The organism is Actinomycetota bacterium, assembly GCA_030776625.1.
Lineage (GTDB): Bacteria > Actinomycetota > CADDZG01 > CADDZG01 > WHSQ01 > MB1-2.
The window spans coordinates 1-22043 of record JALYHL010000010.1; the positions used below are offsets into that span (position 1 = coordinate 1).

General features: G+C 66.7%; 22 protein-coding genes. 9 read left to right on the top strand and 13 right to left on the bottom strand.

Annotated elements, in window-relative coordinates; all coding sequences use genetic code 11:
• Nucleotides 1-289, bottom strand: a 289-nt coding sequence (locus M3N53_13715; protein MDP9069384.1) for a hypothetical protein, incomplete at its 3' end; no start/stop codon positions are given.
• Nucleotides 290-329: 40 nt separating this feature from the next.
• On the opposite strand from M3N53_13715, the gene M3N53_13720 reads away from it, so the two are divergent.
• Both M3N53_13720 and M3N53_13725 read left to right on the top strand, forming a co-directional pair.
• Nucleotides 330-506 (top strand): LPXTG cell wall anchor domain-containing protein, encoded by a 177-nt coding sequence (locus M3N53_13720; protein ID MDP9069385.1) that lies wholly within the window; start codon nucleotides 330-332, stop codon nucleotides 504-506.
• A gap of 28 nt (nucleotides 507-534) precedes the next feature.
• The gene (locus M3N53_13725; protein ID MDP9069386.1) at nucleotides 535-1326 is read left to right on the top strand and encodes a glycosyltransferase family 2 protein; all 792 of its coding nucleotides are present in this window, start codon (nucleotides 535-537) and stop codon (nucleotides 1324-1326) included.
• Nucleotides 1327-1332: 6 nt separating this feature from the next.
• Here the strand turns inward: M3N53_13725 and M3N53_13730 are convergent, their stop codons facing one another.
• The 4 genes from M3N53_13730 to M3N53_13745 all read right to left on the bottom strand — a co-directional run bounded on the left by M3N53_13730 (nucleotide 1333) and on the right by M3N53_13745 (nucleotide 7358).
• Entirely contained in the window at nucleotides 1333-1800 is a 468-nt protein-coding gene (locus M3N53_13730; protein MDP9069387.1) for a GtrA family protein, read from the bottom strand.
• Nucleotides 1785-4022, bottom strand: coding sequence for a 6-pyruvoyl-tetrahydropterin synthase-related protein (locus M3N53_13735; GenBank protein MDP9069388.1), 2238 nt, complete (start codon nucleotides 4020-4022; stop codon nucleotides 1785-1787). The genes M3N53_13730 and M3N53_13735 overlap by 16 nt, the downstream gene beginning before the upstream one ends.
• Nucleotides 4019-5482 (bottom strand): DUF2079 domain-containing protein, encoded by a 1464-nt coding sequence (locus tag M3N53_13740; GenBank protein ID MDP9069389.1) that lies wholly within the window; start codon nucleotides 5480-5482, stop codon nucleotides 4019-4021. The genes M3N53_13735 and M3N53_13740 overlap by 4 nt, the downstream gene beginning before the upstream one ends.
• Before the next feature lie 109 nt (nucleotides 5483-5591).
• The gene (locus M3N53_13745) at nucleotides 5592-7358 is read right to left on the bottom strand and encodes a hypothetical protein (GenBank protein ID MDP9069390.1); all 1767 of its coding nucleotides are present in this window, start codon (nucleotides 7356-7358) and stop codon (nucleotides 5592-5594) included.
• A gap of 74 nt (nucleotides 7359-7432) precedes the next feature.
• Between M3N53_13745 and M3N53_13750 the strand changes: the two genes are divergently transcribed.
• Nucleotides 7433-8074, top strand: a complete 642-nt coding sequence (locus M3N53_13750; protein MDP9069391.1) for a phospholipase — start codon at nucleotides 7433-7435, stop codon at nucleotides 8072-8074.
• A gap of 7 nt (nucleotides 8075-8081) precedes the next feature.
• Here M3N53_13750 and M3N53_13755 read toward each other — a convergent pair whose 3' ends face one another.
• The 5 genes from M3N53_13755 to M3N53_13775 form a co-directional block, all read right to left on the bottom strand.
• Complete coding sequence (locus M3N53_13755; GenBank protein ID MDP9069392.1) at nucleotides 8082-9308, bottom strand: glycosyltransferase family 4 protein; 1227 nt, start codon at nucleotides 9306-9308, stop codon at nucleotides 8082-8084.
• Complete coding sequence (locus tag M3N53_13760; GenBank protein ID MDP9069393.1) at nucleotides 9305-10456, bottom strand: glycosyltransferase family 4 protein; 1152 nt, start codon at nucleotides 10454-10456, stop codon at nucleotides 9305-9307. The genes M3N53_13755 and M3N53_13760 overlap by 4 nt, the downstream gene beginning before the upstream one ends.
• Nucleotides 10453-11556: a glycosyltransferase family 4 protein gene (locus M3N53_13765; GenBank protein MDP9069394.1), complete on the bottom strand. Its 1104-nt coding sequence runs from the start codon at nucleotides 11554-11556 to the stop codon at nucleotides 10453-10455. The genes M3N53_13760 and M3N53_13765 overlap by 4 nt, the downstream gene beginning before the upstream one ends.
• A 36-nt stretch (nucleotides 11557-11592) precedes the next feature.
• The gene (locus M3N53_13770; protein ID MDP9069395.1) at nucleotides 11593-12645 is read right to left on the bottom strand and encodes a sigma-70 family RNA polymerase sigma factor; all 1053 of its coding nucleotides are present in this window, start codon (nucleotides 12643-12645) and stop codon (nucleotides 11593-11595) included.
• Between the two features lie 99 nt (nucleotides 12646-12744).
• The gene (locus M3N53_13775) at nucleotides 12745-14058 is read right to left on the bottom strand and encodes a hypothetical protein (GenBank protein MDP9069396.1); all 1314 of its coding nucleotides are present in this window, start codon (nucleotides 14056-14058) and stop codon (nucleotides 12745-12747) included.
• 125 nt (nucleotides 14059-14183) lie between these two features.
• Between M3N53_13775 and M3N53_13780 the strand changes: the two genes are divergently transcribed.
• From M3N53_13780 to M3N53_13800, 5 genes are all read left to right on the top strand, one after another.
• Complete coding sequence (locus tag M3N53_13780; GenBank protein MDP9069397.1) at nucleotides 14184-15146, top strand: GDP-L-fucose synthase; 963 nt, start codon at nucleotides 14184-14186, stop codon at nucleotides 15144-15146.
• Nucleotides 15146-16207: a glycosyltransferase family 4 protein gene (locus tag M3N53_13785; protein ID MDP9069398.1), complete on the top strand. Its 1062-nt coding sequence runs from the start codon at nucleotides 15146-15148 to the stop codon at nucleotides 16205-16207. Before M3N53_13780 ends, M3N53_13785 begins: the two co-directional genes overlap by 1 nt.
• 658 nt (nucleotides 16208-16865) lie before the next feature.
• On the top strand, nucleotides 16866-17531 hold the full coding sequence (locus M3N53_13790; GenBank protein ID MDP9069399.1) for a SpoIID/LytB domain-containing protein: 666 nt from the start codon (nucleotides 16866-16868) through the stop codon (nucleotides 17529-17531).
• A gap of 74 nt (nucleotides 17532-17605) precedes the next feature.
• Nucleotides 17606-18061 carry a multidrug resistance protein gene (locus M3N53_13795; protein MDP9069400.1) on the top strand — a complete coding sequence of 152 codons (456 nt, stop codon included), beginning with the start codon at nucleotides 17606-17608 and terminating at the stop codon, nucleotides 18059-18061.
• Entirely contained in the window at nucleotides 18058-19020 is a 963-nt protein-coding gene (locus M3N53_13800; GenBank protein ID MDP9069401.1) for an NDP-sugar synthase, read from the top strand. Before M3N53_13795 ends, M3N53_13800 begins: the two co-directional genes overlap by 4 nt.
• Before the next feature lie 72 nt (nucleotides 19021-19092).
• Here M3N53_13800 and M3N53_13805 read toward each other — a convergent pair whose 3' ends face one another.
• The gene (locus tag M3N53_13805) at nucleotides 19093-19761 is read right to left on the bottom strand and encodes a DUF3105 domain-containing protein (protein MDP9069402.1); all 669 of its coding nucleotides are present in this window, start codon (nucleotides 19759-19761) and stop codon (nucleotides 19093-19095) included.
• Between the two features lie 66 nt (nucleotides 19762-19827).
• On the opposite strand from M3N53_13805, the gene M3N53_13810 reads away from it, so the two are divergent.
• A complete protein-coding gene (locus M3N53_13810; GenBank protein MDP9069403.1) occupies nucleotides 19828-20427 on the top strand; it encodes a nitroreductase family protein in 600 nt (199 codons plus the stop codon).
• Here M3N53_13810 and cofE read toward each other — a convergent pair.
• Nucleotides 20424-21116 carry a coenzyme F420-0:L-glutamate ligase gene (cofE, locus tag M3N53_13815; protein MDP9069404.1) on the bottom strand — a complete coding sequence of 231 codons (693 nt, stop codon included), beginning with the start codon at nucleotides 21114-21116 and terminating at the stop codon, nucleotides 20424-20426. The genes M3N53_13810 and cofE overlap by 4 nt on opposite strands.
• Nucleotides 21113-22039: a 2-phospho-L-lactate transferase gene (gene cofD / locus M3N53_13820; protein ID MDP9069405.1), complete on the bottom strand. Its 927-nt coding sequence runs from the start codon at nucleotides 22037-22039 to the stop codon at nucleotides 21113-21115. Before cofD ends, cofE begins: the two co-directional genes overlap by 4 nt.
• Nucleotides 22040-22043 lie beyond the last annotated feature (4 nt).

The window sequence follows — 22043 nt, forward strand, 5'->3', positions numbered from 1 at the left end:
CAACGGCAGCTCCGACCACGACGACGGCTGCTCCGACGACTACGACGGCAGCTCCGACCACGACGACGGCTGCTCCGACGACTACGACGGCAGCTCCGACCACGACGACGGCAGCTCCGACGACTACAACGGCGGTGTCGGGGACGGTCGTGACCCAGGCGCCTACTACGACGACACTTCCACCGACGACCACGACCGTGGCGCCGACCACCACGACGGAGGCGCCGACCACGACCACGCTGGCGCCCACGACGACGACGCTGGGGGACCAGGTGCTCCCGACTCTCATCACCGCAGCGCCCTCAGGGCCTCGTAAGGAGGACGACGAGGTGCTCGTCGAGGACGAGGATCAGGTGCTCGGCAAGGTCGTGCAGCCCGCGGCACCGCAGGCGGCGGCCGAGGTGCTTCCTCTCACGGGTGCCGATCCCTCGGCCCTGTTGGGACTCGCGGGCCTGCTGCTGTCGAGCGGCGGCGGCCTGATGCTGGCTTCGCGCAAGCGCCGCTAGGGACCCCGAGGGAACGAGGGGCTCGATCGTGGTGACCGGTCTCCGGATGACGGAACGCGCTCGGCCGCGCTCGTTGTCCGTCGTCATTCCCGTCTACAACGAAGAGGAGATCCTCGAGAACACGGTAGAGACGATCGTGACGGGGATCCGCGGCCTGGACCTCGATCGGTTCGAGATCCTTCTGTGTGAGAACGGGAGCCGCGACTCCACCCCGGCGCTCGCCGCTCGACTGAGCGCCGAGATCCCCGAGGTAGAAGTGATCGTTCTGGAGCGGCCGAACTACGGCGCCGCGATGAGAGCGGGATTCTTCGCCGCCAGAGGCGATGCGATCGTCAACTTCGATGCGGACTACTACGACCTCGACTTCCTGGCGGCAGCTCTGGACACCGAAGGCGACATCGTCGTCGCGGCCAAAGGCATCCTCGGCTCCCACGATGCGCGGGTGCTGAGCAGGAGGATCGTGTCGCGTTGCTTCGGCTGGTTCGTGCGGTCGCTGCTGGACGTCAGCGTGACCGAGACCCATGGCATGAAGCTGTTCCGCCGCGCCGCGATCGCGCCGCTGCTGCCCAACGTGTTCCGGACCAAGGACCTGTTCGATACCGAGCTGTTGGCGCGCGCCGAGTACAGAGGTTGCACGATCACCGAGCTGCCCGTGGAGACGAAAGAGCTTCGTCACTCTCGCTCCGGGATCGTGCGACGCATCCCCCGCACCGTGTGGGGGCTTCTGCGACTGCGGTTCTATCTGCGGCTGGCTCGTTCCACGCGAGCAACGCCGCTCCCGGCGGCCGCGGCCGACAACGCGGTCGACGTCGCCGTCTAGCTCTAGCTAAGCGGCGGGTTGGTCCTCCGCGGCCGCGAGGCCGACCGGGTAGACCCATCGCTTGAAAGCGATGAACTTGGCGACCGCGGCGACCGCTCCTGCGAGGAGTTTCATCGCATTCAGGAGCAAAGTGGACCGGATGTCTGCCACGAGCGCGACCGCGAGATTGTTTAGCCCAAGGCCGGCCACGTTGAACAGTACGAACAGCGCCACCTCGTGACTCCTCTTGTCCCGGCCGCCCCCGCCGAAGGTGAAGCGCTTGTTCAGGAGGTAGCTCGCGCCGATGCCCACTGAGTAAGACATCGTGTTCGCGGCCACGACCGGTACGCCCTCGGCAAGGATCAGCAGGTTGAAGAGGCCGAAGTCCAGGATCGTGGTGGTGACGCTCACGGCACCGAAGGTGGAGAGTTGTTTCGCGACCGCGCGCAAACGGGCCGCGCGGCCAGTTGGAGCGCCGTTCACCGGCTTCTCCACCGCTTGATGCGTGTAGCGATCGCCACGACCATCAACCCGAAAACGGCACCCAACGTCAGCCCCAGCCCGAGCCACTCGGCCCAGGTGCGCGAGTAAGTCAGCACCACCTGCTCCTGCGTCGGCACGACGATCATCAGCGAGGGCGACGCCAGGTAAGGCCCCTCGGCCCCCAGGGCGGTCCAGTTCGGGAAGTAAGAGGTCTTGATCCAGTGCGGCTCGCCCACGGCATCCGTAGTGAAGGCGATGCGATCGTTGTCCATCGTCGCTTCGTAGGTGCTGCCACCGTGAACGAGCGGGGCTCGAGGCAGATCCTCGGCCGACGACACCCTCGGCCACCCGGAAGGGCCATCTCGTACCAGAGGCACGTCGAGCGCGTCCCTAGAGGTGAACCAGCTCAGGTTGGCCGCGAGCCAGTCGCCGCCTTCCAAGACGGCCGGCTCGTACTCGGGCACCACCACCTGACCCGATGGCTCGAGCGCAAAGATGGCCGAGCTCTCCACCTGGTCGATCAGCTCCAGGTCCGGCGACTCCATGGCCGCTTCGCGTCCCTTGTTCGACGTAGTGACGAGATATGACACGTCCATCAGCTCCAGGTGCTCGACACCCGCTTCCATGTCGAACTCGCTGTAGGGCAGTCCAGGTATCGGGTTCGACGGTGTCTCGGCGACCTCGGCCGCCGTCAGGAAGTGGAACGGAGTCGTGATGCTGGACTCGAAGTAGATGCCCTCCATCGTCGGGTGCCCTGCGAAGTAGGGCAGCGTCATGAGCGCGATCGGGGTTCCGAACCGGCCAAGTTCAGGCGATGGTTCCCACATCACACGTCCGGGAGGGAGCGCCGCGATGCGCGCGTTGAGCGCTTGGAACTCCGCATACGCCGGTTTCCCCTCGTAGCCCTCGTAGTTGTATTCGATCCAGTAGTTGATGAAGCTCTTATCGCGGTTCCAGAGCACCCATCCTGCCGACGCAAGGACGACGACACCCGTCGCCGCCAGTGTGACGGCGGCTGCCTGTCGTCTCCACGACAGCCGCGCCAACGCGGGCAGCGTCGTGCCGACGGCATAGGCGCTGGTGAGGAATACGCCGAGGTACCAGAATGGGATGAACCTCCCGTTCCACACGTGGCCCTGTGGCAGCAGCAGGTAGACGAGTAACCCGATCCCGCCCGGAACCAGAAACAGCAGAGGTCGCCGGTCGCGCCGCAGTGCCGCCAGCACCGCTCCCACGACCGCCCCCGCCAGATACAGCCACAGCTCCTTGGGCGCCACGGAGCTGAGCTCCCTGAACGGGAACCAAGACATGTCTGCGGTGTAGCCCAGCCTCACCACTAGCGGGATCGCCCAGAAAGCACTGAGGCAGAAGGCGAGCCCGAACACGACCCCGAACCTCGATGCCGTTCGTTTGAGGCCGTGACGCCGCACCGACCACACGAGGACCAGTGGCGACGACACCACCACCATGATCACCGGGATCGCGTGGCTGAGCACGGCGGCGGCCAGCGTGACCGCAGCCAGCACCGGTCGACCTTCGTCTTCGGTCGCGAGGCGGTAGGCGAGCCCGTAGAAGACGAAGCAGAGGCCGACACTGAGAGAGAACGAGTACTCACCCGCGAGCGAGCTGGGGATGTTCCCGCCGTAGATCGTGAAGCTGTCCATGAACAGGAAGGCGACGCCGAAAACCGCACCGACCGCGGGGGTAGGGAAGGGCAGCCGCATGAGCCGCAACATCATGTAGAGCGACAGCGGCAGGAAGAACGTACCGGCGACCGTCCCGAGCTTGAAGGCGATCTCGTACGGGATCACGTAGCTGGCGATCGCCTGGAACGTCACGACGAGCGGGAAGTAGAAGTGGAGAAGCGGGAAGCCGGCGTACCAGTCGGGCGACCATCCCGACAGCATCCCCTTCGGCAAGAGGTGGGTCTTCAGGTACCACGGGGTGTAGACGTGCGCTCCTGTGTCTCCTCCCGTCGTCGTGGTGAGTGAGAAGAGCAGCTCGGGCCGGAAGAACGAAAGCAGCAGGGCGAATAACGTCATGAGGATGGTGGTGTCGGCGAGAGCCGCCATCGGCCCCGGCAGGAACACGTGCCGCTCTCGGACGATCTTCGCGAGGCGCGGTCCTGGAAAGCGGCGGGTTACGGCCGGCGGGGAGGGCCGCTCCGCCAGGTCCCAGAAAGACCGTTGTTGCTGCGCTTGTTCCTGGTCCGCCTCGTCTCGCGAGGTTCTCATCGGCCCTCCCGCTGCAGGAGCAGCATCCCGTCCGATCTGAACGCTTCGGAAAAGCCCTCTGCATCCAGCGAGTCCACGATCTCTTGCATCTCCGGCGCCATCGGATACTCGACCAGGACGTAGTCGATCAGGTCGGTCTGGCTCAGTCGTGCCCCGTTCGAGCTGTTGTCGCCCCAGTTCTGGGCACGCCACGGAACCGGGAACTCGTAGATGTGCTCTCTGTGCGTCAGGTGGGGAACGGTGAAGAACGCAGCGGACACTGCCGCATCTTCGGGTATCAGCGCGATCGCCTCTCGTATCGCTACGGCGCGCTCCGACGAAGGATCCGCGAGGCCTCGGGGGGCGCGGCCCACGGGACCCCACAGGTAGCCGGAGACGAGCGCCGACGCCGTCATCACGATGACCGCGTTGGTCCGTGCCGCGGGCGATCGCAGCCGGGCGATCCCGAAGATGGCTGCGGTGACCAGCACGGGAACGATCAAGGTCCCGTAGTGGAACTCGATCTGGTGTTGGTACGGAAAGCTGCTCAAGAGGTTCGAAAGCAGCGGGAGGAGCGCGACGGCTGCCAACCCCGGCGACAGCAGGAACATGCCCGCCAGCGGCGCCCCCATCTGCCACAGGTACCAGGGCTTGTCGGGCCCGAACGCCACCGCCAGCACGTCCCAGGGACGAAGAAGCGCGGTCTTGAGCAGCCCTGCCGTCCCGCCGAACGCGCCCCCGATACGAGATCCGTAGAGGGTTCCGGACCCATTGAGCGCGGGGAAGATCAGGAACAGGGTTGCGCCCAGCCACATGAGAGAACCCACCGATGTGAGGAGCCCGACCTTTCGGTCGTAGCGCACGGCGACGTACAGCCCGAGCACGAACGTCATCAACGGCACGTCTTCCTTGACCAGAAGCAGGCCGATCAGGCAGATCGTGTAACCGACCCAGCGTCGGTGCATCATGAAGAAGAGGACCCCGAACACGAGCGGGATCTCGAACGAGTCGGGGTGGAAGTTCTCGAGGTTGGTGAGAGCGACGGCCGGGTGGGCCAGATAGGCGATAGCCGCCGCGAGAGCAAGGTTTTCGTCGCGGAGCCTGTCCCGGGCTATGAACCAGACCGGAAGCACGGCTCCCGCGAGCGCCGCCGTCTGAGCGATGAGCAACACGGACGCGGAGGGGGCCAGCCAGTAGAACGGCACCAGCAACAACAGGATGAAAGACGTGTGGTCGCCGAAGAGGTTGAGACCTCGGACGGTCACGAAGGGCTCTTCGAACCGACTGAGCAGCCATACGCCCTGATCGAAGATGCCGAGGTCGAACCCGAAGGTAGAGAAGCCGTAGTGCTGTCGGAGTACCCACGGCACCAAGACCGCCACGTACCCCGCAACCGCTAGCCCGAGACCGACTCGGGCGGCGAGACTGGTCACGATCTCCCAACGCTCCGGATCGTCGGAAGCGGCAGGCGGACGCTTCAACCTCCGCGTCCTCGCGCGCACAGCGGCCCGCAGCCGCAGGGACCAGCGAAGGTCGCGGATCGCCAGCGGCGATCCCGAGCCCGCAAGGTTCATAGGTGGTCGAGTTCCGTCACGGCGCGATGATGCGCGCCGCCTGGATCGCAGGAGTGGCTCCTCCCTTGGTCCATAGCGCGATCGGCTGACCGTTGGCGACCCCGATCGCCGTCGGGTACAGGGCGCCCTCGCTCGTCGGGGCGATCCGGTATGGCCCCTCCCATCCGGTTGCGGGGTCTCGGACCGCCAGCGCTACTTCGTTGGCCGGGTTGAACTCGCTCGTCTGGAAGAAGAGATAGACCAGTCTCGAGGACGCGTCGAGAGACAGGACAGGGAAGTCGATCTCGACGGTAGCTGTGGCGTCGACGGCGGTTTGCGGACTTGACCAGCCACCCTGCTCGCTCCGTCGGAAGTACAGGAGCTGGAAGCTCGTGCTGTCCCTCAACACCAGGTGGGCCACACCCGCGCGGTCGACCGCCAAAGCGGCGGCCCCGAAGCCTTCCCCGCTGGAGAGTCTGTCTTCGGGCGACCACGCAACCTGGCCGGTGTCTAGGACGGTGCCGCGGCGCGCGAACCAGCCGAGCGGAGAATCTCCCCTCCGGTAGGTCGCGTGGATCGTGCGGTTGGGGCCCACGGCCACGTTCACCAGTACCGGGATCTCGTCTCCAGCCTCCGTCAGCTCACCGATCTCGACGATTTGTGGGTCACCTGCGATGGCCGTGATGACGCCCCAGCGAGGTAGCTGGCCTTCGGGCGAGTCCGCTGCCCAAACCACGTGCACCAGACCGTCGGCGAAGTCGATGTCAACCACCGGAGAATCGGAGGCGTCGTCGAGCGTGAGAACCAGCGGAGCCTTCCACCCGCGGCCGGTCGCCTCGAGCCGGGCGTACGAGATGCTGGACCCGTCGCTGAAAGCGACGTGCAGGTTGTTCTCGGGGTCGATGGCGGCGGAGAGCGATGTCGGGGTGATCTGCGGGAACAGGATCGGCGATCGCCAGCTTCGCCCCTGGTTCCGCTGATCCAGCACCACCTGCAGGCCCTCCTCCCCGGGGTACAGGGCGACCAGTTTCCCGTCGGACGTGCGCAGGAGCCGCTGTTGTCCGATCCACTGGGAGTGCGTCGCGTCTGCGGGAACATCGAACGCGACGTCTCGGATGGGCGGCTCCACGATCGGGTCGGGCACCGCCCGAGGCGTGTCCTCGGCCGCGCCCCGAGTAAATGCCAGGGCCCCAAGCGCGACGCCTGCAAGAACCACGACCGCACCAAACGCTGTGGCCCAAGGGGAGGCGCCTTCGCGCGACTTCTTCTTGCGCAGGATCTCGCCGGGCGGTTGCACAGGGGTCGCCCGGCCGTCACGCAGCTCCCACACGCCGGCCAGCATGTTGCCCAACTCGATGTAGAGCGCTTTCCATGCCTCGACCGAAGGAGGGTCCCGCACTAACAAGAACACCCTCTGCTCGCGGTTCAAGGCCTCGAGCGGCTCGGCCCCCTCGAAGAACTCGGAGTGTCGACGCATCACCTCTCCACGCGGCAGAGGGCGACCGCTTACCGCCTGGAGGTCTGAGTCACCCACGGCGGCGAGCTCATCCAGGCGGTCGGCGATGGTAGCTGCCGCTTCGGGTCCGACCCGCGGCATCGGCAGGACCAGTACGAGCTCTCCATGTTCCGCAACTGCAACCAGTGCGCCCATTGCTCCGGGAACCCCCGCAGGTCCGCGACCGACAACGAGCAACCTCTCGCCCAGGACCGTCTCCCCGGCGGCCACTGCGTCCAGCGTGCGTTCGGGATCCGGCTTGACCGGCGACGTGGCAGGAGTGGGGGATGTGCTGGTGTTCGCCTCCATGGAAACAGGATAAGGAGTCGAGGCGTCGCGGCCTAGCCCGATGCGCTGTTCGTTGCGTTGTCTAGATTGGCGCGATGAGCCTCACATCGATCACGCGACCGGCTGACGGCGAGCCCGATGGTCTCATCGTCCTTCTTCATGGGCGCGGGGCAGATGAACATGATCTCTATCCGCTGCTAGACATGCTCGACCCCCACCGCAGGCTCATCGGGGTGTGCCCGCGCGGCCCTCTTGCGCTTCCACCTGGTGGAGCGCACTGGTACCGCGTCCTGCAGGTCGGCTATCCGGACCCCACGACGTTCCGTCCGACCTTCGACCGGTTGACGCGCTGGTTCGACGCTCTCGTGGACGAGCTTGATCTCATGCCCGACCGCGTGGTCGTGGGCGGGTTCTCGCAGGGGTGTGTGATGAGTTACGCACTCGCGCTGGGGGCGGGGCGCCCGCCGCCGGCGGGGTTGATCGGCCTGAGCGGCTTCATGCCGACGTTGGAGGGTTTCGAGCTCGACCTCGCCGAGGTGAAGGACTGGCCGGTTGCCATCGGTCACGGGATCTACGACCCCGTCATCGGCGTGCAGTGGGGCCGGGACGCTCGCCGGCGCCTGGAGGAGGCGGGGGCACACGTCCTCTATCACGAGTCGCCGATCGACCACACGATCGATCCCGACTTCCTGAGCGTGATCCGAAGCTGGGTGGAGCGCGTTGTGCCGGCCCGTTAGTGATCCTTCAGCGACCCCCGGCAAGCTGCTCGAACAGCGCGGCGTAGGCCGCTGCAACCGCCTCCGGCGAGGCCCAACCTTCTATGAAGCTGCGACCCGCGTCTCCCATCGCCCGCCGGTCCTCCGGCGAATCCAGCATCTGGCGGATCGCCTTTGTCAACGCTTCGGCATCTTCGGGAGGGACCGCCACGCCGGCACCCGACCTCTCGACCAGACGCGCTATCTCCGTTCCGCGATCGACGCTCGCGATCAGCGGACGCCCGGCCGCGAGGATCGAATACGTCTTCGACGGGACGCTGGAATGCGCGAGCCCTTTTTTCAACGGGACCAGGTGGATGTCCGCGGCCGCCAGCACCTCAGGCAATCGCTCCAGAGGCTGCATGTTCACGAAGCGGACGTTTGCGAGGCCGCGCGCTTTACGCTCCAGGTCCGCGCGCGCCGCGCCCTGGCCGTTGATCACGAACACGAGGTCACGTTCGTGGCCGAGAGCGCCCGCGGCCTCCAGCACCGTTTCCAGGGACTGCGACAACCCGACGTTGCCCGCGTACATCACAACGGTCTTCCCGGTGAGGCCGAAGTGCCGCCGGTAGTCGTTCTCGAGCGGAGCCGGTGCGATCCATGCCGCGTCCACGAAGTTCGGGATGACCCGGACCTTGGAGGGCTCTGCGGTTTTCGCCCGCACGTTGTCCTGGAGCTCTTCCGACAGAACCGTCACCGCGTCGGCCCTGTCGTAGCAGAACCGCTCGAGTCGACGGACGGCGCGCAGCAGCGTTCCTTCGGACAGAACGCCGAGCTCCACGGCCACGTCTGGATAGACATCTTGGATGTTGAACACGAGCTTGGCGCCCCGTCGCCGGGCGATCGCCCACCCCGTGACGCCCAACGTCAGCGGAGGCGAGACGGCCAGAACACCGTCCACCTTCGGCCCGCGCGCCGCGATCGCCGCGCCCATGAGGCTGAAGCCGGCGAAGGCGGCGGCCCGGCGGACCAGCGCGCGTTTGTCGGGGGCTGGGAACGGATGCAAGCGGACGATGCGCCCCCAGGGCATGTCTTCATAGCGCACCAATCGTCCCTCGAACTGGGGCTCGACCGCGTGCTCGCGGTACCACGGCAGTGACGTGATCACCTCGACCCGGTGTCCGAGCCGCGCCAGCTCTTGCACGATACGCGTGACGACGTTGCCCGTCGGCGCGACGTCGGGCGCGAAGTGTGGGGTGACCACCACCAGCTTCACAGTGTGGTCTCCAGGGCGTAGTTGTAGGAGTCTTCGAGGATCCGGGCCGAGCGGGTCCAGCCAAAATCCTTAGCGCGCTCGTGGCCGAGCTTCGTCCACATCGTCCGCTGCGTCTCGTCTTCCAGCAGACGCGCCATCTCGTCGCACCACTCGTCGGGGTTGTCGGGCGATACCAGCGCGCCTGCGTTCGCGACCACCTCCGGCAACGCCGTCGCGTTCGACGCGATGACCGGGCAGCCGCGCGCCATGGCCTCCAGCACCGGCGCGCCGAACCCCTCGAAGCGCGAGGCGAACGTGACCGCCGTGGCCTCCTGGTAGAGGGCGTCTAGGTCGCGCGCGGAGACGTAGCCGAGCATCTTCACCTCGTCGTGGATGCCCAGATGATGGATCTCTTCGACGATGCGGTCTCGCATGTCGGCTGCGACCTTCCACTCCGACCACGCCCGCGCTCCGGTGAGCACGAGCGACACCTTCGGGTGGACCTTGAGGAGCTTCGCGAAGGCCTCGAGCAGCACGAGGTGGTTCTTGTGCGGGTAGGTGGCCGCGGGATAAAGGAAGAACGCGCCGGGGATGCCGTAGCGCTCGCGGATGTCGCTCGCGTCGACCTTGTCCTCCCGTAGCGAGATTCCGTGCGGAACGGTGGTGACGAGGCTAGGGTCGATGTTGAGACGCTCGATGACAGTCCTGCGCGTGAACTCGCTCGGCGTCAGGATCAGGCGTGCCCCCTCGGCCGAGCGCGGCACCATCCGTCGCAGGTAGAGGAGCTTCGTTCTCGTGAAGTAGTCGGGGTAGTACAAGTACTGGAGGTCGTGGATCGTCAGCACCGGACGCTGCGAGGGGAACAGCGGAAGCACGCCGCCCGCGTGATGCAGGAGATCGACCTTGTTCCTGCGCGACTGTGTCGCCAGCCAGCTGTTCTCGCCCGCGACCCGGAAAGACTTCCACTGGCCGGTCAGCGGCGCGTAGTTGGTCTCGAAGCGGCTGGTGAGGTCGGGATGCGCCGACGCGAACTGCGGCAACGCGAACAAGATGTACTCCATCCGCGAGTCGCGCTCGGCCAGCCCGTGCAGCAGCCGCGTCGTGTAGGTCTCGGACCCGCCCACCACTCCGGGCACCATCCACAGCAGGTTGATCCCGACCTTCTTCATGCCGCAACCTCTCGGTAGACCTGCGTGAGCCCCTCGGCGGTGTTCCCCCAGCTGTACTTGGTCGCACGCTCGCGACCGGCCTCCGCCAAATTCGCAGCCAGAGTCGCATCTTCGAGCACGGAACGCAGACCGTCTGCTATCGATGCTGGATCCCGCGGGTCGATCAGGACCCCGGCGCCGCCTGCCAGCTCCTCGGTCGACGTCCCCCTCGAGGTGACCACCGGCGTCCCTTGTGCCATCGCCTCGATCACCGGGAACCCGAACCCCTCGAGCAGGCTGGGGAAGCAGAAGACTTCGGCCCCGGCGTACAGAGGCCCCAGGTCGGAATGGGCGACGAAGCCCAGCGGCCGCACCCGTCCCTCGAGCCCCGCGAGCAGCGCCGCGAGGTCCTCGTTCCACCCTTTCGGTCCCGCGAGCGCGAGCTCCACGTCGGCATCGAGGGACCGGAACGCCTCCAGAAGCCGTGGCAGGTTCTTGCGAGGCTCGATGGTCCCGGTCCACAAGACGTACGGTTTGGCCAGCTGGTGGCGGCGCCGAACCGCTTCTACCTGCTCGGGTGTCGCGGCCGCTACGTCGACGCCGAGCGGGATCACGCGCAGGCGACCGGGGTCGAACCCGGCTCGCTCGCAGTCTCGCCGCGTCGTCTCGGACGGGCACACGATCGCATCTGCCTCGCGCAGCGCTAAGTCGAGGCCTCGTCGGAAGAACCGCAGCCCCCGCGGCGTGAAGTGCGATGGGTCGTGCAGGAAGGCCAGGTCGTGCACCGTCATCACCACGGGCGCCGTCCGCGGCGGCATCGCCATCGTCGTGGCGTGGATGACGCCGATCGCGCCGGTGGCGGATTCGACCGGCGGTCGGCGGAGCCGGTGCCATGACTCGTAAAGGGCCACGCGCGGGAGCTTTAGATGGCGGACCTCGATCGGCGGGGTCCACGCGCTGGGGGCCGGGGAGCGATGAGCGGCAGCGACGCCGACCACCTCCACGTCGTCCCGCTCGGAGAGCGAGCGCGCCATCCCGAGTGCCGCTATGGCCGTCCCTCCGGGAACCCGATGCCAACACTGTTCGAGCGTCAGCGCGACGCGCGCGGGAAGAGTCGGCACCGCGGGATTGTCCCACGCCGCCCGTCGGGTGCCGGGCTACAGCAGCGTGTCGGCTACCTCTTGTACCTCCGCCGGAACGAGCTCTCTGTTGTCGGTCGGAGGCTCCGGTGTGGGCGGAGGGGTCGTCGGTGGTGGCGTGATCGTTGACCCATCCCCGTCATCTCCGGGAAGCGGGGGAGGTCCTCCGGCTTCCGGCGCTTCCACCGCTCCGTCCGACACGGCCACCTGTCCATTTGCGTCTGTCGGGATGCTCTGGATCAGCCCCTCCTGAGATCGCGCGCTCTCTCTCTGCGCCTTCTTGCGCGTCGAGCTCCTGGCTGCCGCCTCCCTGGCCGCGGCCCCCACCGCGCGTGCCTCTGCCGCCGCGACGTCTGGTCGTTCGTATGCGGCAGCGCGGAGGCCGCGCGGCGCCGGGAGAAGTAGCCGTTGCACCGTCACAGGAGCGGCCGCCGCGGATGCCGCCGGCGCCAGTGGTCCCGCCAGCACGGTTCCGCCGATGCCCAACGCGAAGCAGATCGCACACGACGCCGCCTTCAGCCCACCGTCTTGCAGCACCACCGCGCCCTCCGTCAGCTGGATCGCATGACGTAAACGCACTGCCACGAGGCCCGACACCCGCTCCATCATCGAGCGGAGCTTTCTCCGCGCCCTCATGCGAAGCATCTTGTCGCCGACAGCATCGGGCGCCGCCGCGCCGGAATGCGCGCCTATCTCCTTCATCAAAGCCGAGCGCTGTCCGCTGCTCAGCTTGTCCATGCAGTCGTGTACGCGTCTCAGCTCGAGGCGGGCGATGCTGACGATCTCTACGTCGTGGATCCCCTGCACCTCGGGAAGCTCCGCGACCAGGTCGTGTCTCTGGCCGATGCGCGACCTATCGCGCAGCAGGTTGAGCGCGATCGTTGCGACGAGCGGCCATAGGGCTCGGCGACGGTCGACCGACTCCCACATCTTGAGGAGGCGAAGCGCGGTCTCTTGGATCACGTCGTCCACCTGGCAGGCCGGGACGCGCTTCCTCGCCAACATCGAGCGGAGGCGGCGCGACAACACAGGCCATTCGGCTTCGAAGTCCCGCTTAGCCTCCGGCGACATCACACGCCCCCACGCGTCCAGCCCGTCCGGACGATCCTAGGCAAGGCAGCGTCATCGCGAGGCCTGAGGCGTGGCGGGATTCGTCGATCTCCTCGCGGCTCAAGGCTGGTTCCGAGGCGGGTTCTTCACGCTGCTGTCGTAGTGGACGCGGTGAGGCACGCCGTTCGTCCGGAGCTTCGTGATGGACCAGGTCACGCTTTCGCTCATGACCGACGCTTTGACCCCGTACAGAAGGTCTGTGACCTCGTTGTCGTGGATCGTCACATCCGCCATATCGATGTTGCTCAGGAAGATGCCGGCATCTTTCGCGAACCGCTGCTCCAGCAGATCCCTCTCTTGGGGCGGCTGGCCGATAACGGTGTTTCCCGAAAGGCTTACCCGCGCGTCTCTCACGCGGTAGAGCCAGATGCCGTCGTTCCGGTCCCACAGATGATCGCGGCGCTCGCCGTCGAGCTCGATGCGGTTGTTGCGGATGTCTATGAAACCGGTGTTCGTCCCGACGTGGTTGCGGTCGTCGGCGTTGAACACGTCCACCATCAGGCCCCCTCCGTAAAGCTTGTTGCCTGTCAGGTGAACGCGCGTGTAGTGGATGTGGTCGCCGTTCAGCGCCGGGTTCGTCTCCGAGGCGGCGGTGCGGTCGTTCGCGGAATGGGCTGTATCGGTATAGACCAGCGCAGGAGAGGCGTCTGCGTAGATCCGGTTGTTCGTGATGAAGACCTCGTGGTACCGCTTGGAGTGATCGACCTCTTTGCCATGGTCTCCGTGGCCGGCTCCGTGATAGTGGCTGCCCGCGTCGAAGCTGGATCCGTGATGGTGGCCGTGAAGTCTCACCTCGACGTAGCCGTTGATCGTGTTGTTGCGGAATCGTGATCCGTGGAACCCGTCGAAGTTGACGGCCCTGTTCGAGAAGACACCGTCGAAAATTGAGTCCCGGCCCTTCACGATGTTGTTCTCGAACACGCCGTCGAAGTGCCGCAGTTGCCCGACGACCCCAAAGGTGTTGCCCGCGATCAGGCCACTGGTCGCAGCGCCCGTCCTCTTCACGTTCTGGTTGACGCGCAGGTCCGCGACCTCGTTGTCGACGAGGGTGACACGGTCGCCGTTCCAGTTCAGCGTGAGCCTGCCGGTCACCGTGTTGTCTTCGATCACCACGTACGCGTCCGTGTCGCGGATCGTGAGGTTCCTTACGTTCCAACCCGAGATCACGTATGGGTCGTGATGGGTCCCGCTGCCGGAGCGCACGCCGTTCGTGGCGGTGAAGTTCGAATCCCCATTGATCGTGATGTCGTTGTGTCTCGCCCTCTCCTCGCCCGACGCAGCCGCAACGGGCTGCGCATAGGTCACCGCGACCACGAGCAGCGCGGCCGCCCCCGCCACCAGTTGGAGCTTCCGCCGTCCCCGTCCAAGCCTCATGTCCGCCTCCTGTGTCCGAGTCGCCCCCAGCGTATGACCGAACTCCTGAGCATGCATAGAAAAGGTACGAATGGGACGCCTGGAGGTAACGCAGAGGGACGATCCTGGTCTTCTACGATGACCCGATGGAGTCGTTGCTCGCGTCCAAGCGGGTCCTCGTCACGGGCGGAGCCGGGTTCCTCGGCCGGATCATCTGCCGCAAGCTGGGCGAGCGCGGCGCGGCGGAGGTCTTGATCCCGCGCAGCAGGGACTTCGATCTCACGCGGGCGGACGATGTCGAGAAGCTCTTCGTCGAGATGAGCCCAGACGTCGTCATCCACCTCGCGGCTCGCGTGGGAGGGATAGGCGCCAACATGAAGCGCCCCGCGGAGCTCTACCTCACCAACCTGCTCATGGGCACCTTCGTGATCGAGGAGGCGCGGCGCCGGGAGGTGGAGAAGACGGTCGTAGTCGGGACGATCTGCTCCTATCCGAAATACACCCCCGTCCCGTTCCGTGAAGAGGACCTTTGGAACGGGTATCCGGAGGAGACGAACGCTCCTTACGGGATCGCGAAGAAGGCTCTATTGGTGCACGGGCAGGCGAACCGCGCGCAGTACGGACAGAACGTCATCTACCTGCTCCCCACGAACCTCTACGGGCCCGGGGACAAGTTCCATCCCGACGTCTCGCACGTGATCCCCGCTCTGATCAAGAAGTTCGTGGACGCAAAGGAGCGGGAAGCCGGTGAGGTGGAGGTCTGGGGGAGCGGACAAGCGACGCGCGAGTTCCTCTTCGTCGACGATGCCGCCGAGGGCATCGTGCTCGGCGCGGAACGCTACGAGGGGGCCGCGCCCGTGAACCTCGGCTCGGGACGCGAGGTGCCCATCGCAGAGCTCGCCGAGCTGATCGCCCGCCTCGCCGGCTACGACGGCCGCCTCGTGTGGGACCCTTCGCGACCCGATGGTCAGCCTCGGCGCAGCCTGGACACGAGCAAGGCCAAGCAGCTCTTCGGCTTCGAGGCCGCGACCGCGCTCGAGGAGGGGATCGAGACCACGATCGAGTGGTACGTCCAGAACCGGGAGACGGCAGAAGCCGCCTCCTTCTGATGAGGGTCGCGTACGACGCCGGTCCTCTGCTCGGATCGCGTACGGGAGTAGGACGCTACGCGAGCGAGCTTGCGACCGCACTCGAGGCGCGCGGCATCTCTCTCCAGAGATACGCGATCTCCTGGAGCGCTCCGCGATCCGAGCAGGTGCGGCGGTGGCGGCTCCCGGCTCGGGTGGTGCAGGAAGCCTGGCGGCGCTTCGATGCCCCGGTTCCCAGAGGTCTCGTCGGCGGGGCAGACGTGGTCCACGCCACGAACTTCGTTCTCCCGCCGACCGGGGCGCTGCGCGGTGTGGTGACGATCCACGACCTCTCTTTCCTGCGCGACGACGTTTTTCCGGGCGGGGAGAGGTTGCGGGAGCTGGTTCCGTGGTCGCTTCGCCATGCCGCCGCCGCTGTCACGCCGACCGCGACGATCGCGAACGAGCTGGCCAGTCGCTACGAGTACCCGCTCGAGCGGATCACCGTGACTTCCGAGGGCGTTTCCCCCGTCTTCTTCGGAGCCCGGCCCCTCTCGGAGCTCGCGCTCGGGCGTATGGGCATCCCGGGACCCTTCGTCCTCGCGGTCGGAACGCTGGAACCGCGCAAGAACCTCTCTGGTCTCGTCGACGCGTGGAACGCGAGCAAGCTGCGGCTAGAGGGCTGGACGTTGGTGCTCGCGGGTCCTAAGGGTTGGGGTCCCGACCTCCCGCCGACCGAGGGCGTGATGCCGATCGGCTACGTCGGTGACGAGACCCTCCCCGGTCTCATGGCTGCGGCGGACGTCTTCTGCTACCCCTCTCATTACGAGGGGTTCGGACTGCCGCCGCTCGAGTCGATGGCGGCCGGGACCGCCTGCATTGCGGGGCGGTATTCGGCCGCCGAGGAGGTGCTGGGTGACGCCGCGATCCTGGTAGACCCAAACGACTCTGATGCCCTGCGGGACGCGCTCCTCCGGCTGGTGGGCGACGCGACCCTGCGCGAGCGCCTGGCGCGGTCCGGGAAGGCTCATGCCGCCGGCTATACGTGGGATGAAACGGCGGCCGGCACTGCGAGGGTCTACGAGAGCGTCATTTCTACATAGGAATACGTATGCCGGTTGTGCGACTTTGGTGCATCATGGGTCGATGCGGTTCATCGCGAGGGTGATGGGGGTCGCCCTCTTCCTAAGCGTTCTATCGATGGCACCTGCTCTCGCCGCCCGCACGGTCACGATCACCGGCGGTGGCTGGGGGCACGGGATGGGCATGTCCCAGTACGGCGCCTACGGCCGCGCCAAGCGGGGGGATAACGCACCGCAGATCCTCGAGCACTACTACTCGGGCGCCAACGTCACGGCGGCCGACATGCCCGGCAAGATCAGAGTCGGGTTGCTCGAGTACCGCTCCGCGGTCACCGCCACCTCCTCGCCCTTCGAGGACGGCGGCGGGGAGGTCGTCTTCAAGGTGCAGGGAACGCCGGGAGCCATCGCCCGCGGAGGATCGGGCGCCGACTGGCGGGTCGAGCCCAGCACCACCGGCGGGCTGCGCCTTTACAAGAACGGCGACCGGGTCCGCGTCGACGGCCGAGGCGTATTCGGAGACCCCTCCCACCCGCTGGTCGCTCTCTACCAGCACTTCGGAACGCTGCTGCGTATCAACGAGAAGGGCATCAGCTACGCCTACGGACGGATGGAGTTCGGCACGTTCGCGACCGACCGCTGCTCGGCGGGCCATTGTCTTCGCCTGGTGCTCAGCTTGCCCATGCAGAAGTACCTGTACGGGCTCGGAGAGGTGCCGTTCTCGTGGCCGGGTGCCGCGCTGCGGTCCCAGGTCATAGCGGCGCGGACCTATGCCTACGAGAAGACGTTGCGCAGCGGGCAGCACCGTTACCCCTGTGACTGCGCGGTGTACGACTCGACCCTGGACCAGGTCTACAGCGGCGACGCGAAGCGGGTCCCGTCCGGCCACTACTGGGACGACTGGAAGGCCGCCGTTGACGACACCAAGGCGAGCGTCATCCTCTACCGCGGCGCGCCGATCCAGGCGCTCTACTCGAGCTCATCGGGCGGCCATACCGAGAACAACGAGAACGTGTGGGGCGGGACGCCGCTTCCCTACCTGCGCGGCGTTCCGGATGCTCCCGACGGGAACGATGCGAACCCCAACCACACCTGGTCGCTCGAGATGAGCTACTCGAGCTTCCAATCGAAGCTCGACGCCGCCTACGGCGTCGGAACCGTGGAGCGGTTCGCACTGATCAAACCGTTCGGCGTCTCCGGCCGCGTGACGGTCGTGAAGCCGGACAACACCGGCGGCGTGAAGATCGTCGGGTCGAGGAAGACGGCGCGGGTGAGCGGCTGGTCCATCCGCTCCGCGCTGGGTCTAAAGGACTCTCTCTTCCGGGTGCAGATCGCTCGCGATACCTAGGGCGGGCCCGCACCAGGAGCGACATCTGCAGCTGACGGGTTGGGTCACCGCGGCGTCGCACTAAACTCCGGCCCATGGCGCTCGAAGCTCCCCCTCCCGAGATCCTCCCCGTAGCAGCACCGGCCAGCACCACATCGACCCTCATCTCGGTCGCATTGTTGGTGGTGAGCGTGACATTCGCTACCGCGGGACAGCTCACGCTGAAGGCCGCGATGGAATCGATCGGCCGCATCGGAAGCGCAGAGGTCGCCGACGTGGGTCAGACCCTGGGCAAGGCTCTGAGAGAGCCGCTGCTGTGGATCGGTCTCACCCTGTTCGGCTTCTCGGCGGTGTTCTGGCTGGTCGTCCTGTCGCGCGTCGACCTTTCCCTCGCCTATCCGTTCGTGGGGTTGTCCTACATAGTTGTCGTGGCTCTGGGGCGTTTCATGTTCCACGAACAGGTGCCGACGTTGAGATGGGTCGGCGTGAGCATCATCGCGGTAGGAATCGCGCTCATAGGGGTGTCTTCGAAAACCGTCGGCGGGAGTTGAAGGCCCTACTCCTCGCGGGTGGTTTCGGGACGCGTCTTCGTCCGCTGACGTACACGAGGCCCAAGCACCTGCTCCCCATCCTCAACAGGGCGCACATCGAGCACGTCTTCGACCTCCTGGTCCGTCACGGGGTCACCGACATCATCCTGACGACGTCGTATCTGGCGGGCGCATTCGCCACGACCGTGGAGCGGGCGCGGGAGAGAGGGATCAGAGTCGACGTGACGCATGAGGAGGTCCCGCTGGGGACGGCGGGGGCCCTGAAGAACGCCGAGGCCGCGATAGGTAACGAAGCTTTCCTAGTCTTCAACGGCGACATCCTGACCGACGTGGATCTGCAAGCCGTGGTCGACTTCCACAAAAAGGCGCGAGCGGAGGCGACGATCCTGTTGACGCCGGTGGAGGATCCCTCGACCTTCGGCGTGGTTCCGACCGATGACGCCGGGCGCGTGACTGCCTTCATCGAGAAACCCCCCGCGGGCCAGGCCCCGACGAACCTGATCAACGCGGGCGTCTACGTCCTGGAGCCTTCGGTGCTGAAGAGGATCCCGGCCGGTCGCGAGTGGTCGGTCGAGCGGGGTCTCTTCCCCGAGCTCGTGACGCAAGGCGCTCCTCTGTATGCCCTCGCCACCGACGCCTACTGGAACGATGTCGGGACCCCCGAGAAGTACCTGCAGGTGAACCTCGACGCGATCGCCGCGCGGGTCCGGGTGGCGGAGGGGGCGGCGGTCGCCGCAGGCGCTCAGATCGATGACCAGGCAGAGGTGTCCGCCGCCTGCGTCGGCTCCGGCTGCACCATCGAGGCGGGCGCGCGGGTGACGGAATCGGTTCTCCTGCCGGGCGTCACCGTCGGGCACGACGCTGCCGTCACAGGTTCCATCTTGGGACAGGGGGTGGTGGTCGCGCCCGGAGCCGAGGTCGTCGGCCGAACCGTCGCCGACGGCGACCGCGTCGGCTAAGCCACCCTCAGGATCCACTGCGCCCGCATGCGGCGCTCGGCCCCGCTTCTCGCGCGCAGGTCGGCGTGAGGCTTAGCCCTCGAAGGTATCGGTGATCGGCTCCGGGCTCTTGCCCTGGTGCCTCCTGCGGAACTCGTCTACCACTTCTTGTGCGACCGCGTCGCAGCCCTGGAGGTAGCCGGTCCCAAACGACTCCTTGGGTTCGTTAGGCAACTTGTTCCAGGCCGTCAGGTAGAAGTTGAAGTCGTCCAGTCCCTCATACGGAGTGACCAGCAGGACGCCCGGCGCTTTCTCGGCGAGCGCCTCCAGGTCGTCTTTGACCTGCTGGGGCGAGGCCGGGTCGTACCAGATCACGATTTGGCCGTGCTCGAGGTTGTGGATGGCCCGCTCGGGCTCGATCGCCGTGGTGAAGAAGCCGGTGTCCGACGGGGTCGCGTAGTGGGGGCCGTTTGTGGGCGGGTTCGAGTTGTACTCGTCGTGGGGAGCCCCCTCTTCGATGTGCTGGTTGTCGAAAGCTTCGACCGATTCGATCTCGCCGCAGCCTGCCTCTTCGCCGGCTACCCCCACGGGTCCCGCAAGCTGCCGCCGTTCGCTGACGACGAGGAAGGCGACGAGCGCGATCACAACGCCGGCCACAAGCAGCGTCACGAGGTTCTTCTTGCGCTGCTCGCGCTTCGCCTCCGCCTTCCGGCGCTCTTCGGCGAGGCGTCTCTGCTGCTTCTGCTCTAGCTTCTTGCTCACGGCGGGAGAGGCTAACAGGGGCATCTATCCGCTCTTTCCGCACGGCACGAGGAGGCTGCGGCGCTCATGGAGTTCTCAGAGTTGGTGGCGAGAAGACGGATGGTGCGCAACTACGACGCGCGTCCGGTCCCTCCAGACCTGGTCGACCGCATCATCGACAGAGCGCGACGCGCTCCCTCGGCGGGCTTCGCGCAGGGTCAATGTTTCGTCGTCGTGACCGCTCCCGAGGCCCGGGCGGCCATCGCCGCGCTTGCAGACGAGCGGTCGCATGTGGAGCGGGGGTTCGATCCCTGGCTCTCGAACGCCCCCGTGCATGTTGTCGTCTGTGCCGACCAGCGGGCCTACGAGGCGCGCTACAGCACGCGCGACAAGGCGCGTACCGGGGTGGATCCTTCGTCTTGGCCCGTCCCCTACGCCCTGGTCGACGCAGGCGCCGCGCTGATGCTGTTGCTGCTGGCCGCCGTCGACGAGGGACTCGCCGCAGGCTTCCTCGGGATACACCGGTTGCCGGGCTTGAGCCGGCTACTAGCGATCCCCGAAGGGGTCGAGGCGCTGGGCGTCGCCACGCTGGGTTATCCGGCGGCCGACCGGCGATCCTCCTCGCTGCGTGCGGGGTGGAAGCCGCTCGACGAGGTGGTGCATCGAGACAGGTGGCGCGAGCGCTAGCGAAACAGATCCTGACCCGGCGGCCTGACGAGGTCGCGAGCGGCGCCTCTTCCGAACGTCACGGTCGCGCCTCGGACGATCGCCGCGCACACGCCGAGCGACTTCCCCATGACCAGCTCGGCGGCTCCCGCGAGCTCGTCTGCCACTGCGATGCGTGTCGCCTGGAGCTCCCGGCCCTGCGTGTCCGTGTGGCCGCGATAGTCGTTGAAAGCCTCGATCCCCGCCACACCGATCGCCGTGTCGGTCTGTCCGATCCGCCAGGCCCGCCCGAACGTGTCGCTGATGATCACCGCCAGTTGCCGTCCCGTCAGATGCTCCAGACGCGCCCGGATCCTCCGGGCCGACGCGTCGGGATCGACCGGCAGAAGCACCATGGATCCATCGGGGACGTTCGACTCGTCAACTCCGGCGTTCGCACAGATGAATCCGTGATGGGTCTCGGAGATCACCATCCCTCCGGCGGTTCGGCGCAGGATCCGGCGAGACTCCGCCACCACCGCCTCAGCTTTCGTCCCGGCGGGCGCCGTGCGCCCCTCGGACTTCGAGACGACCTTCTGCGTGACGACGACCACGTCCCGGTCTTGCAGAGGCTGCTCGGCGACGGCTTGCTGGATCAGTAGGGCGAGGTCGTCGCCCGCCGCGACCTCCGGTATCCCCGTCACGGGGATGATTCGGACCTCCGCCGTCACGGCTGCAGAGCGAGCAGATCCTGCGCGAGCCGAAGCGAGCTCTCGCTGTCACTCATGATCGTGTCGACGGCGATCGCGCGCATCCCCAGCTCCTCCACGAGCGCCAGCTCCTGGCGATCGACGGAGTCGACGACGAACGTGTTGCAGAAGTCGCGGTACAGGGTCGCGACGCCTGCCGCGGTGACCTCGGCCCCCAGCACAGGGAGCAACTTGTCGGCCGGTCCCTTGATAGGACGCCCCGCCACGATCGGGCTGACGGCGACGACGTCCGGGTGTTCGCGCAATGCCTCGCGCACCCCGCTGAGCGCCAGGATCGGGCCGACGGACACAACGGGGTTGGAGGGGCACAGAACCACCCTGTCCGCGTCTCTGATCGCCTCGATGACACCCGGCGCCGGCTTGGCGTCGGCTATCCCCGCGAAGCGGACGTCTTTCACCGCGGGCTGCTGACGCTCCTTGACGAAGTAGTCCTGGAAGTCCAGCGTCCGGCCGTCGCCGCACACCATCCGCGTCCGAACCGGGTCGTCGGACATCGGAATAATGGTTGTCGTGACGCCGAGCGCTCTGCGGATCTCGTCGGTGACGGCGCTGAGGGTGGCTCCCTCTGCCATGCGGGTGGTGCGAAAGAGGCAGGTGGCGAGATCTGCGTCGCCGAGGCCGAACCAGGTGTCTAGGCCGAGTCGCTCGAAGGCGCCCACGACGTTGAAGGTGTCTGCCTCCAGCCCCCAGCCTCGGGCGGTGTCCGCCAGGCCCGCCAGCCAGTAGGTCACGATGTCGACGTCGGGTGAGACATGAACCCCGTAGATCACGGCGTCGTCTGCGGTGTTGACGACGGCGGTCAGCGAACCGTCTGGCTGCGCTTGTTGGAGTCCCACGAGGAGCTTCGACCCGCCGACCCCGCCGGCCACTGCCGTGACTTCCATCAGC

Bases quoted from the DNA above. Each gene is read 5' to 3' on its own strand.
- M3N53_13735 (MDP9069388.1), bottom strand. From the start codon at position 4,022: ATGAGAACCTCGCGAGACGAGGCGGACCAGGAACAAGCGCAGCAACAA.
- M3N53_13790 (MDP9069399.1), top strand. From the start codon at position 16,866: ATGCAGAAGTACCTGTACGGGCTCGGAGAGGTGCCGTTCTCGTGGCCG.
- M3N53_13795 (MDP9069400.1), top strand. From the start codon at position 17,606: ATGGCGCTCGAAGCTCCCCCTCCCGAGATCCTCCCCGTAGCAGCACCG.
- M3N53_13780 (MDP9069397.1), top strand. From the start codon at position 14,184: ATGGAGTCGTTGCTCGCGTCCAAGCGGGTCCTCGTCACGGGCGGAGCC.
- M3N53_13775 (MDP9069396.1), bottom strand. From the start codon at position 14,058: ATGAGGCTTGGACGGGGACGGCGGAAGCTCCAACTGGTGGCGGGGGCG.
- M3N53_13750 (MDP9069391.1), top strand. From the start codon at position 7,433: ATGAGCCTCACATCGATCACGCGACCGGCTGACGGCGAGCCCGATGGT.
- M3N53_13785 (MDP9069398.1), top strand. From the start codon at position 15,146: ATGAGGGTCGCGTACGACGCCGGTCCTCTGCTCGGATCGCGTACGGGA.
- cofD (MDP9069405.1), bottom strand. From the start codon at position 22,039: ATGGAAGTCACGGCAGTGGCCGGCGGGGTCGGCGGGTCGAAGCTCCTC.
- M3N53_13810 (MDP9069403.1), top strand. From the start codon at position 19,828: ATGGAGTTCTCAGAGTTGGTGGCGAGAAGACGGATGGTGCGCAACTAC.
- M3N53_13760 (MDP9069393.1), bottom strand. From the start codon at position 10,456: ATGAAGAAGGTCGGGATCAACCTGCTGTGGATGGTGCCCGGAGTGGTG.
- M3N53_13745 (MDP9069390.1), bottom strand. From the start codon at position 7,358: ATGGAGGCGAACACCAGCACATCCCCCACTCCTGCCACGTCGCCGGTC.
- M3N53_13770 (MDP9069395.1), bottom strand. From the start codon at position 12,645: ATGTCGCCGGAGGCTAAGCGGGACTTCGAAGCCGAATGGCCTGTGTTG.